The organism is Streptomyces sp. NPDC005393 (genome assembly GCF_040606675.1).
Taxonomy (GTDB): domain Bacteria; phylum Actinomycetota; class Actinomycetes; order Streptomycetales; family Streptomycetaceae; genus Streptomyces.
Genome location: NZ_JBEXFG010000006.1, coordinates 134,954 through 146,125, shown reverse-complemented (window position 1 = coordinate 146,125; position 11,172 = coordinate 134,954). Strand labels below are relative to the sequence as shown.

9 protein-coding genes and 4 pseudogenes are annotated in these 11,172 nt (G+C 71.7%); 7 read left to right on the top strand and 6 right to left on the bottom strand.

The window, feature by feature from the left end; all coding sequences use genetic code 11:
- Window positions 1-74 precede the first annotated feature (74 nt).
- Complete coding sequence (locus tag ABZS71_RS09010; protein WP_356208507.1) at window positions 75-734, bottom strand: response regulator transcription factor; 660 nt, start codon at window positions 732-734, stop codon at window positions 75-77.
- A gap of 223 nt (window positions 735-957) precedes the next feature.
- Between ABZS71_RS09010 and ABZS71_RS09005 the strand changes: the two genes are divergently transcribed.
- Entirely contained in the window at window positions 958-1,842 is an 885-nt protein-coding gene (locus ABZS71_RS09005; RefSeq protein ID WP_356208506.1) for a hypothetical protein, read from the top strand.
- 349 nt (window positions 1,843-2,191) lie between these two features.
- Here ABZS71_RS09005 and ABZS71_RS09000 read toward each other — a convergent pair whose 3' ends face one another.
- A complete protein-coding gene (locus ABZS71_RS09000) occupies window positions 2,192-3,469 on the bottom strand; it encodes a histidine kinase (RefSeq protein WP_356208505.1) in 1,278 nt (425 codons plus the stop codon).
- Between the two features lie 240 nt (window positions 3,470-3,709).
- Here ABZS71_RS09000 and ABZS71_RS08995 point away from each other — a divergent pair, with 240 nt between their 5' ends.
- Window positions 3,710-5,905, top strand: coding sequence for an MMPL family transporter (locus ABZS71_RS08995; protein WP_356208503.1), 2,196 nt, complete (start codon window positions 3,710-3,712; stop codon window positions 5,903-5,905).
- A 64-nt stretch (window positions 5,906-5,969) separates the two neighbouring features.
- Here ABZS71_RS08995 and ABZS71_RS08990 read toward each other — a convergent pair whose 3' ends face one another.
- Window positions 5,970-6,566, bottom strand: a complete 597-nt coding sequence (locus ABZS71_RS08990; protein ID WP_355850224.1) for a winged helix-turn-helix domain-containing protein — start codon at window positions 6,564-6,566, stop codon at window positions 5,970-5,972.
- A gap of 325 nt (window positions 6,567-6,891) precedes the next feature.
- Here ABZS71_RS08990 and ABZS71_RS08985 point away from each other — a divergent pair, with 325 nt between their 5' ends.
- The gene (locus tag ABZS71_RS08985; protein WP_355850221.1) at window positions 6,892-7,263 is read left to right on the top strand and encodes an isomerase; all 372 of its coding nucleotides are present in this window, start codon (window positions 6,892-6,894) and stop codon (window positions 7,261-7,263) included.
- A 64-nt stretch (window positions 7,264-7,327) separates the two neighbouring features.
- Here the strand turns inward: ABZS71_RS08985 and ABZS71_RS08980 are convergent.
- Both ABZS71_RS08980 and ABZS71_RS08975 read right to left on the bottom strand, forming a co-directional pair.
- Window positions 7,328-7,663, bottom strand: a pseudogene (locus tag ABZS71_RS08980) (trypsin-like serine protease); the annotation flags it as partial.
- Window positions 7,662-7,992, bottom strand: a pseudogene (locus ABZS71_RS08975) (ATP-binding protein); the annotation flags it as partial. The pseudogenes ABZS71_RS08975 and ABZS71_RS08980, both read right to left, overlap by 2 nt.
- A 173-nt stretch (window positions 7,993-8,165) precedes the next feature.
- On the opposite strand from ABZS71_RS08975, the gene ABZS71_RS08970 reads away from it, so the two are divergent.
- The 3 genes and pseudogenes from ABZS71_RS08970 to ABZS71_RS08960 all read left to right on the top strand — a co-directional run bounded on the left by ABZS71_RS08970 (window position 8,166) and on the right by ABZS71_RS08960 (window position 9,933).
- Window positions 8,166-8,606, top strand: a complete 441-nt coding sequence (locus ABZS71_RS08970; protein ID WP_355850218.1) for an SPW repeat protein — start codon at window positions 8,166-8,168, stop codon at window positions 8,604-8,606.
- Window positions 8,607-8,732: 126 nt separating this feature from the next.
- Window positions 8,733-9,116: pseudogene (locus tag ABZS71_RS08965) on the top strand (hypothetical protein); the annotation flags it as partial.
- 13 nt (window positions 9,117-9,129) lie between these two features.
- Window positions 9,130-9,933 carry a carbon-nitrogen hydrolase family protein gene (locus ABZS71_RS08960; protein WP_356208501.1) on the top strand — a complete coding sequence of 268 codons (804 nt, stop codon included), beginning with the start codon at window positions 9,130-9,132 and terminating at the stop codon, window positions 9,931-9,933.
- Between the two features lie 33 nt (window positions 9,934-9,966).
- Here the strand turns inward: ABZS71_RS08960 and ABZS71_RS08955 are convergent.
- Window positions 9,967-10,155 (bottom strand): annotated as a pseudogene (locus ABZS71_RS08955) (FCD domain-containing protein); the annotation flags it as partial.
- A 245-nt stretch (window positions 10,156-10,400) separates the two neighbouring features.
- Here ABZS71_RS08955 and ABZS71_RS08950 point away from each other — a divergent pair.
- On the top strand, window positions 10,401-11,087 hold the full coding sequence (locus ABZS71_RS08950; protein WP_356208500.1) for a TetR/AcrR family transcriptional regulator: 687 nt from the start codon (window positions 10,401-10,403) through the stop codon (window positions 11,085-11,087).
- Window positions 11,088-11,172: the final 85 nt, after the last annotated feature.

Sequence of the window (11,172 nt, the reverse complement as noted above, 5' to 3'; positions counted from 1 at the left end):
CGGCCAATGCGTCGTATGCGAACGGCACTTAACCAGCGTTATGGGGCGGGAGCAATGGGGCGCACGGGATGGGCTCAGCCTCGGCTGTGGCCCTGGTCGAGATAGGCCAGGACGGCCAGCACCCGTCGGTTGTCGTCATCGGACGGCGGCAGACCGAGTTTTCCGAAGATATTGGACGTGTGCTTGGCCACCGCCCGCTCGGTGACGAACAGCCGCGCCGCGATCGCCGTGTTCGACCGGCCCTGCGCCATCAGCTCCATCACCTCCCGCTCACGCGGGGTCAGCTGCCCCATCGGCTTGTCCTGGGCGCGCCGGTCCAGCAGCTGCGAGATGACCTGCGGATCCATCGCTGTCCCACCCGCGGCGACCCGCCGGACCGCGTCGATGAACTGGTCGGCGTCGAACACCCGGTCCTTGAGCAGATAGCCGATGCCCCCACTGCCGTCCGCGAGCAGCTCCCGCGCGTACAGCTGCTCCACATGCTGCGAGAGGACCAGCACCGGCAGCCCCGGCCGCTCCCGCCGCGCGGCCAGCGCGCACTGCAGCCCCTCGTCGGTGAACGACGGCGGCAGCCGTACGTCCACGACGGCGACATCGGGCTTCAGCTCGGCGAACGCCCGCGCCAGTTCGGGCCCGCTCTCGACGGCACCGGCGATCTCGAAGTCGTACGCCTCCAACATCCGGACCAGCCCGTCCCTCAGCAGGAACAGATCCTCGGCGATCACAACGCGCACGGTGGCTCCATGACTTCATCGGGCCCCGGACGGGGGAGGACGGGGACATGGCCGAATCCGTCGAATGTACCGCCGATCGACCCCGCGACCCTGCCCCGGACGCCGATCCCCGCGGTCGGCATGTCCACCGGATTTCTTCCGTGCGGAACCCGCCACGGCGCTGCATGCGTCAGGATGTGCGGTGCGTTGCGCCGGCAGCCGCCAGGGGGAGAGGACGCGACAGATGAGCCGTGACCAGCCACCGCCGCAGGGCCCGTACGGTCCGGACGGAGCCCCGGGACCGTACGGCCCGCCCAACCCCTACGGGCAGTCGCCCCAGCCGCCCAGCGCCCCACCCCGGTTCCCGCCCCAGCCGCCGGGCTGTCCGCCACAGCCGGGCTACCCGCAGGGCGGCTTTCCGCCACCGCCCCCGCCCGGCGGCAGCGGCGGCGGCAAGGGCAAGACCATCGGCATCGTCATCGGCGCCGTGGTCGTGGCCGGAGCGATCGTCGGCGGCTTCGCGCTGGCCGGTGGTGGGGACAGCGGCAGCGGCGGGATCACTGACGACGGTAAGAAGTACCGGCTCACCGCGCCGACGAAGGTGCTCGATGAGTACAAGAGCTGGATCCCCGCAGCCGGGCAGGCGCGCGAGCTGTCCACCAAGGACGCGCAGACGTTCGCCCTCAAGAGCGGCAAGGGCATCGACGGCAAGTGGTCGACCGCGGATCTCTCGAGCGGCGACGCCTCGGAGCTGGACAGCGCGAAGACCGTCCTTCTCTACGGCGCCTATGGCGAGGTGGCGGACCCGGAGAAGTCCGTCGACGCCTACTTCGCCTACCTCAAGCAGCAGAGCCGCAAGAGCGACAGAAGCGCCGAGGTGGTCGGCAGCCCCGAGAAGCGGTCACCTGACGGCTTCGAGAACGGCATCATGAGGTGCCAGTACGTCAGGGCCACCAAAGAGACCAAGCCGGGCGAACCGAGCACTCTGCCCGTATGTGTCTGGGGTGACTACAGCACGGTCGGCGCGGTGGTGCCCAGCGACGGGTCGAAGACCGTGTCGCTCGACCAAGCCGCCAAGGTCGCCTCCGACCTTCGCAAGGAGGTCCGGGTGGAGGTGACGACGGACTGAGCCCGGGCCGACGTGCGCCAGGGCCTCAGCGGTCCGGTCAGCCGGCGCGGCGGGCCGCTGCCCGGTAGTGGTCCAGCACGTCCTGTCGCAACAGCGGGCCGAACCCCGCCGACTCGATGCGCAGCGCCACCTCGGCGGGTGTGACGCCGAGGATGTCTCCAACGTGGCCTCCGGCTCAGGGCTCCAGGGGCCGGTCGGGGAAATGAGGGCGCGAACGGCGAATCGTCGCTTGGCAGGCGGGTTCCGGAAGTCGCACCGAAGTCCCGCGACCGGCTTCCGCACGCTGACACCGGTGCCGTTCGCCCCGCCGCCGGATTTCCTTGCCCCGGCCCGGTGCGTCCAGCGGCTGTCACCCGGCGGGCTTCGGCGCGGGGAGCGTGCACGGGATCTCCATCGTCACCATGGTCGGCCCGCCGGCCGGGCTGCTGACCGCGAGGATCCCGTCGAAGGTGCCGAGCCGCCGCTCGACCCCGCTCAGCCCGCCGCCCGGTGAGATCTCCGCGCCGCCCCGGCCGTCGTCGGTCACCGCGATGCGCAGCATCCCGTCCTCATGGTGCACATCGAGCCACATCCGCGCCGCGCCCGAGTGCTTCGCCGCGTTGGTCAGCACCTCGCTGACGGCGAAGTAGGCGGCCGACTCGACCGGCTCGGCGGCTCTGCCCGGCAGCTCCACCTCCACCTCGACCGGCATCGGCATCCGCAGCGCCAGGGCGCGCACGGCGTCGCCCAGACCGCGCTCGGCCAGGACGGGCGGGTGGATGCCGCGGACCAGGTCGCGGAGTTCGGACAGGGCCTCGGCGGAGTTCGCACGGGCCGTGGCGAGCAGCTCCTTGGCCTTGGCCGGATCCTTCTCGATCAGCGCCTCGACCGTCCCCAGGCTCATGCCCATGGCGACCAGGCGGGCCTGGGCCCCGTCGTGCAGATCGCGCTCGATACGGCGCAGTTCGGCGGCGGAGGTGTCGACGGCGTCGTGCCGGGTCTCGGTGAGCCGCTCGACCCGCTCGGCGAGCGCCATGTTCGGGGTCGGGTCGAGGAAGGCCCGGGCCAGCAGGAAGTGGGTGCGCAGCAGGACGGGGGAGACGAACAGCCCGAGGCCGATGAAGCCGAGGCCGAGCAGGGCGGCGAGATTGGCGGTCCGCTGTGAGCCGACGGGGATGAACGCGTACCAATACGTGCCGCTCGCACCGACGATCGGGTCCCAGGTGCCGGCGGCCAGCACCGAGCCCTCGATGCCGTACGGCACGAAGGCGAAGGCCAGCACGGCGGTGACACAGCCGCCGGTCATGTCGACGACCAGCCACAGCAGATCCCGCCAGGTCGCCCGGTCCTTCAGCAGAAACGCGCACAGCTCCACCTGCCCGGTGATACCGGAGCGCCGATCGGCGGGGAGCGGCCGGTACGGCACCCGGATCCGGACGCCGGACCATGTGGCGGCCACCAGCCGGCGCTGGTTGGCGTGCACCCGCACCGTTTTGATCAGGGCAGGGGTGGTGAGGACACCCAGCCCCAGCGGGATGAGGCAGAGGGACACGACCGTCAGCGTGAACAGCGTGATCGAGCCCGCGAGCGTGACGGGCAGCAGCGCCAGCCCCCGCGCGCAGGCCATCAGCGCTCTGCGTACCTTCATCCGGCGTCCCCCTCGGCGGTCGGGTCCCGTCGGCCCTCATTGTCCGACGCCTTCAGTGTGGCGGCGCGCTCCTGCGTGGTCAGGGGGGCCTGTCCCCGTCCCGGGGTACACCTGGCACCACCCTCGGACCTCGCCCTATGTCTCGGCGATCGGGTGGCTGCCCGGCTGGGGCGGGAGCGCGCCGGTTTCTAGCGTCGAGGACGTGACCGATTCCGTTCCATATCCCCCGGGGGAGACGCCATGAGTGCAGCGAGGAAGGGCCTGGCCGTGCGGCTGGGCGGGTGGAGCACCCGCCACCGCAAGACCGCGATCATCGGATGGCTGCTGTTCGTCGTGGTCGTCGCGGTGGTCGGCGGTATGTCCGGTTCCCGGCAGGTGACCGACTCCGAGAACGGCACGGGCGACTCCGCGCGCGCCGAGAAGATCCTGGAAGACGCCGGCCTCCAGACCCCCGCCGGCGAGATGGTGATGCTGCGCGCCGACCGGCCGGACGGCTGGCGGGACGCGGCCCGTGACCTTGTCGCGCGGCTGGAGAAGACCGGCGAGACGGTACGGATCAAGCCCCCCGTGCGCTCGGAGAACGGGCGGGAGGCACTGATCAGCTTTGAGCTGAAGGGCGACCCGGACACCGCCGGGGACCGGGTCCAGCCGGTCGTCGACGCGGTGGAGAAGACGGAGTCGGCGCATCGGGGCATCAGGGCCTACGAGTTCGGGGACGCCAGCGCGCAGCACATGCTCAGCGGCATGCTGACCGACGACCTCAAGAAGGCCGAGCTCACGGCCGTGCCCCTGGCGCTGGGCATTCTGCTGGTGGTCTTCGGGGCGCTGGTCGCCGCGCTGCTGCCGGTGCTGCTCGCGGTGACGGCCTGTGTGGGCACGTTCGGGCTGCTGGCGTTCGTCAGCCATGAGCTTCCCCTGTCCGAGTCCACCAACTCGGTGATGTTCCTGGTGGGGCTGGCCGTCGGCGTCGACTACTGCCTGTTCTGTCTGCGGCGCGAGCGCGATGAGCGGGCCGCGGGCCGGGACGCCGCCACCGCGCTGCGGATCGCGGCGGCCACCAGCGGCCGGGCGGTGCTGGTCTCCGGGGTCACGGTCATGCTGGCGATGTCCGGCATGTTCCTGTCCGGGCTGCTGCTCTTCAAGGGCTTCGCGGTCGCCACCATCCTCGTCGTCCTGATGGCGATGCTCGGCTCGGTGACGGTGCTGCCCGCGATGCTGTCCTGGCTCGGCGACCGGATCGACGCCGGACGGGTGCCGCTGCTGAACCGCCGCCGGAAGAAGGGGGTGCACGCCGGCGGCGGCGTCTCCGGCAGGCTGATGCGGCCGGTCCTGGCCAAGCCGAAGCTGTTCGCCGCCGTATCGGGCGCGCTGCTGCTGGTCCTGTGCGCGCCAGCGCTGGGCATGAAGACCGAACAGCTCGGCATGGAGAAGCAGTTCGGCTCCGACGCCGCGCTGACCGTGGCGTACAAGGAGATCACCGGCGTCTTCCCCGGCGGCCCCGCCCCGGCCGAGGTGGTGCTGCGGGCCGACGACATCGCCTCGCCCCGCTTCGGCGCGGCCGTGGCCGACTTCAAGAAGGAGGTCGCCGCCCCGGGCCGGTTCGGCAGGACGGTCGAGGTGGAGCTGCACCGCGAGGAGGGCGTCGCCCGTATCGAGGTGCCGCTCGCCGGGAGCGGTGAGAACGCCGCATCCCGGCGCGCCCTGCACACTCTTCGGGACGACCTCGTCCCGCGGATCCTCGGCCCGGTCTCCCAGAAGGCGTACGTGGGCGGCGAGCTCGCCGGTAACGTCGACTTCAACGACCAACTGAAGAGCGATATCGCGCCCGTCCTCCTCTTCATCGCCGCCATGACCTTCGTGCTGATGCTCGTCTGCTTCCGCTCGCTGCCGATCGCGATCGTCTCGATCCTCCTCAATCTGCTGTCGGTGGGCGCCGCGTACGGCACGATGACCGCCGTCTTCCAGCACGGCTGGGGCGCGGAGGCGCTGGGCATGGAGCCGGCCGGCGCGATCGAGGCGTGGATGCCGCTGTTCGTCCTCGTCATCCTCTTCGGACTGTCGATGGACTATCACGTCTTCGTGGTGTCGCGTATCCGAGAGGCGCACGACCGGGGCCTTCCGGCCCGGGAGGCGATCCGCGAGGGCATCCGCACGACGGCGGGCTCGGTCACCGGGGCGGCCGCCATCATGGTCGCCGTGTTCGCGGTCTTCGCCCTGCTGCGGATGCAGGACATGCAGCAGATGGGCGTCGGGCTCGCGGTCGCGGTGCTGGTGGACGCCACGCTGGTGCGGATGGTGCTGCTGCCCTCGGTGATGGCGCTGCTCGGCGAGCGCAACTGGTATCTGCCGCGCGGACTGCGGTGGCTGCCGAGCCTCGGCCATGGCGAGGGGCCGGCGGAGCGGCCGCGGCGCCCGCTGGTGGGGGCAGGGCGCTAGTTTCGGGAACGGCGGAGCCGGGCGGGCCGGAAGACCGGCCCGCCCGGCTCCTTGGCGTGCGGCTCTATGCGGTCGGTGCGTACTTGTAGCCCACCCGCCGCACCGTCACGATCGTCCCCCGGTGCTCGGCGCCCATCTTGCGGCGCAGCCGGGCGACATGGACGTCGACGGTCCGGCCGTCGCCGACATGTCCGTACCCCCACACCGTCGTCACCAGCTGATGGCGGGTGTGCACCCGGTGCGGATGCGCGACGAGATGGGCCAGCAGCTCGAATTCGAGATAGGTCAGATCCAGCGGGCGCCCCGCGACCTGCGCGGTCCGCTGGTCGGGGTCGATCCGTACGAGCTCGTCGCCCGTGCCCGCCCCGCCGAGGGGCGCGGCTCCGCCGACCGGTGCCGTCCCGCCGACGGGCGGCGCGGCGGCCTCGGGCTGCTGCCGGTCGGCCGGGACCAGCACCAGATAGCCGACCATCGGCGGATGGCCGGGGAGCGTGGGGAGGGCGTGCGGGGGAGCGGGCAGCCAGGTCGCGCCGGGGTGCAGCAGTTCGGCGACCGGCGGCACCTCGTCCGGTGCGACGGCGCGCAGCCGCTGGCGGTTGGCGGGGCCGGGAGCGGCCACAGGGGCGGGAACGGGAGACGACAGGCTACGGACGTTCGTCATGGGAGTCAGCTCTTTCGCGCTGGAGGGCGTCGGTGGACCTCTGCGCGCGGGCTGGGCGGCCTGGTGGTGGTGTCAGTGGCCGAGCGAGCGGGCCCGCGCATCGGATGCGCGGCAACACTCGCGGTCGAAGTGGTGCGCCTGCCGGGACGGCCAGAACGGCTCGAGGTCAAGCGGACCCGTCGCGGTGTCGTGGGGGCTGGCCATGCCCCTATTGAAGCAGACAACCGGTGCGGGGCGCCCGGTTCGGCGACCGCGGAGGGTGCGACGATGCCGGCGTAAGGGGCCCACATGAGCCCTGTCGAGCACCGCTAGGAGCGCATGCCCCATGCCGCATATCGTCGTCGACTACTCCGACACCCTGACCGATGCCTTCGACCGCCAGGCCTTCGGCGCCGCGCTGCACCCGGTGGTCGCCAAGACCGTCGACACCGCGGTGGAGGGCTGCAAGACCACCTTCCGGCGCATCGAGGAGGCCCATCTCGCCGACGGTGCCCCGAACCTTGCCATGATCCATATCGAGGTGTCGATCCTCTCCGGCCGGGACCCCGGGACCAAGCGTGAACTGGCCCGTGCCGTCCTGGACGTCGCCCGCGCCCATGTGTCGCCGGTGCCGGGTCTGACCGTGCAGACGACGGTCGATGTCCGCGATCTGGACCGGGACTGCTACCAGAATCACGAGGAGACCCACCCCGCGTAGCCGGCGCGGAGCGGGGCGGCCGCCCGCGGGGAAGAGCTCCCCACGGTCGGCCGCCCCGCGACGGTCAGGAGTCGACCTGGGCCGACACCAGCGAGGAGAAGGTGGTCAGCCGGGTGTGGACGCCGCGGTAGCCGGCCTGGGCGCAGCCCTCACCCCATGAGGTGATGCCCGCCGGCTTGCCGCCGATGATCAGCGGCCCGCCGCTGTCGCCCTGGCAGGTGTCCACGCCGCCCTGGGTGTAGCCGGCGCAGACCATGTCGCAGGCTATGCAGGACGAGCCGTAGGAGCTGCGGCAGCTGGTGTCGGACACGGTCGGGACCGTGGCCGTGCGCAGCTGGTTGGAGGAGGATCCGCCGGCGCTGGTGGTGCCCCGGCCCAGGATGGGGGCGGTGGTGCCCGCCGGTGAGCGCCGCGTCGAGTACGGCGCGCTGCGATGCGGGCAGGGTGTCCAACACCTCGTCGGCGACGGGCCCCAGCAGATCGATGAGGGAGAGGAATGGAAGCTGACTCTCCGACTCGGTCGGCGCGCAACCGCAGTACGAGCCGCCCGTCGCCGGAGCGCTCGGCGTGCTCGGTGGCCAGCGCGCGCAGCACGGTGGACTTGCCGATGCCGGCGGGCCCGGGGAGCAGCAGGCTGCCGCCCCGTGCCAGCTGTTCGTGCCCTCGTATCAGCAGCTCACCGCGGCCGATCACGGGCTCCGGCTGCTCGCCGTACGGCTCCACGGGCATCGCCCTCCCCTGCCTCCCGCGCGCGGCGCCCGTACGGCGACTGGTAGCAAGCCGTAAGCCAGCGGAGCCAATCAGACATCTACCTATAGACCGGGGCGAGGCGCACAATGGGGGTGCGGTGGTTTACCGCACTGCGCGGTCAGACTTGCATGGATGAAGGAGGCGAGTCGTATATGGCCGACGTCTCACGTACCAGAGGTGATCTTACTGGTCACCCTGATGTGACCGAGATGCGGGACCGTTACGCCCGCATGATGGACGTCCGAGATGTTGTCTTCCTCGACGGACCGGTGCTTCTCGCCGGTCTGTACTTCGCCATCTCTCCCTGGGTGGTGCACTTCTCGGGCACCCACCCGAACCTCATGGTCAACAACCTCATCCTCGGTATCGCCGTCGCACTGCTGGGGCTCGGCCTCACCACGGCGCCGAGGAGGATGTACAGCCTGTGCTGGGCCATGTCCGCGATCGGTGTATGGATGATCATCTCCCCCTGGGTGGTCGCGAGGGGCCCCGACGCCGGAGTGATCTGGAACAACGTCATCGTCGGCGCTCTCACCTGCCTGTTCGGGCTGGTGGCCGCGGGGATGGTGATGCGTAAGGGCCGGGAGGCCTGACTCCGAACCACGCGATAGGCCGTCGGACGCACCCCAGGGGTGCGTCCGACGCCCTATCGCGGCGTCGGCCTATCGCGTCGTCCGGCCGACTCGGCCGATCGGCTCGGGCATCGGGACCACGTCGGCGCGCTGGTGATCCACTCGCTGATGTACGGCCCCCAAGCGGCCTTCATCGCCGAGCAGTTCTCCCCCCGACTCCGCTGCACCGGCTCCTCCCTCGCCTGCACTCTGGCCGGCGTCATCGGCGGCGCGATCGCCCCGCTGCTCTTCACCACCCTGCTCGGCACCCACCACGTGTGGACCCCGCTCGCGATCTACATCGCCCTCACGGCGGCCCTCACCGTCACCGGCCTCTTCCTGGGCCGCGACGCGGCCCCCGCCCACTCCGAGGAGCCGGCCCCGCTACTGTTCCGATGCCACGCGGCGCAGCCGCATGCCGATGCGGTGGGAAGGGGCAGGGTGGGGGAGAGGACCGCCCGGACACCGCGTGACCGACCGACCAGAAAGTGAGGCCGCCCACCCCATGCGCATCGCACTGAGCCAGATCACCACCGGCCCGAAGCCCGAGCACAACCTCGCTCTCCTGCGCGAGCAGGCGGGCCGCGCGGCGGAGGCCGGCGCCCGCCTCGTCGTGTTCCCCGAGGCGGCGATGGCCTGCTTCGGCACCTCCCTCGCGCCCCTCGCCGAGCCGCTGGACGGCCCCTGGGCCACCGAGCTCCGGCAGATCGCGAAGGACGCCGGACTGGTGGTCGTGGCGGGCATGTTCACCCCGGCGCCCGACGGCCGGGTGACCAACACCCTGCTGGCCACCGGCCCCGGCGTCGAGGCCGCGTACGACAAGATCCACCTCTACGACGCCTTCGGCTTCGCCGAGTCCGACACCGTGGCCCCGGGCTCACAGGTGGTGACCTTCGACCTCGACGGCGTCCGCATCGGCCTCGCCACCTGCTACGACGTACGGTTCCCGGAGCTCTTCCGGGCCCATGCCGACGCGGGCGCGGTGCTCTCCCTGCTGCCCGCCTCCTGGGGCGCCGGACCCGGTAAGCGCGAGCAGTGGGAGCTGCTGACCCGGGCGCGGGCGCTGGACGCCACCGTATGGCTGGCGGCCGTGGGCCAGGCCGACCCGGCGGCGGCCGGGCCGGGTCCCGCGACCTCCGCCCCCACCGGCATCGGCCACAGCGCCCTCATCGGCCCCGACGGAACCGTACGAGAGCGGCTGGACGCGGCCCCCGGCCTGCTGGTGGCGGACATCGACACCGATGAGGTCACCGCCGTACGCCGCAAGGTGTCCGTTCTGGCCAACCGCAGGCTGGGCACGCGGGCATGAGCGCGCCGCACCCGGCCGGCCGGGTGCGGCGCACCCCGCGAGCAGCACCTTCGGCGTCGTGTCCAGAAGGCAGCTGATCGCCTCCCGCGCGGCCTCCGCGTCACCGGAAGCCGCCGCGTCAAGGATCGCCTGGTGCTCGGCGAGCACCGCCTCCTGGCGGCCGGTCTGGTTGAACAGCGCCACCACACCCGCCCGGATCTGGCGGCTGCGCAGCCCGTCATAGAAGGAGACCCCGAGGCCTCGACGGCCACCAGCGCCTGCCCGGGGGCGGGCTCGGGCAGCGGACGGGTGCGCAACTGGAGCCCCTCCGGCTCGACCGGGCCAGGCAGGACGACTTCGGTGAGCATGGCGAACCTCGCTTCTCGTAAGGGCTTCTACCGCTTGTGAGAACTTCTAACAAAACAATGAACCTGTTACCCTGGCGGTGCCAAGCCCCGGCTCTGAAGGCCCGTACGAGAGGCGTGTCCATGGCGACAGCACGGCGCGAGCGCTACCGCAAACAGACCCGGGAAGAGGCGAAGGCCGTGGCCCTGACCCAGCTGGCCGAGGCGGGCACGGCGGGCATTTCGGTGAACGCGATCGCGAAGGCGATGGGCATGACCGGCCCCGCGCTCTACCGCTACTTCACGGGCCGGGACGAGCTGCTCACCGAGCTGATCACCGACGCCTACCGCGATCTGGCCGAGGCCACCGCCCAGGCCGTCGCCGAGGCCGCCCCCGCCGACCGCTTCCGCGCGCTGGCCCACGCCATCCGCGACTGGGCGAAGGAGCAGCCCGACCGCTATCTGCTCATCTACGGCACCCCGGTGCCCGGTTACCAGGCGCCGCCCGAGACCACCGAGATCGCCGCCCGGCTGATGCGGACCATCCTCGACGCCTGCGCCACCCTGGACGGTGCCCACGCCGAGCAGCCCGGCGAGCCGGGGGAGCCCGTCACGGACCTTGAGGCGGAGCTGGCGCGCCATCTGGAGGGCGCCGGCCCCTGGGCCCCGGGTCCCACGTCCGACGGAGAGCTGAAGGGCCGCGCCCTGCGTACCTGGACCCGGCTGCACGGCGTGATCAGCCTCGATGTGCAAGGCCAGTTCACGGGGATGGGCTTCGATCCGTCGGTGCTCTTCGAGGCCGAGGTCGAGGCCCTCATACGGGGCGCGTGAGCATGGGCTTCGCACCCCCGACCCGAGCTGCCCGCCCGGTGTGCGCGGCGCACACTGGAAGCACACCGGAGCGCACGGGTGACCG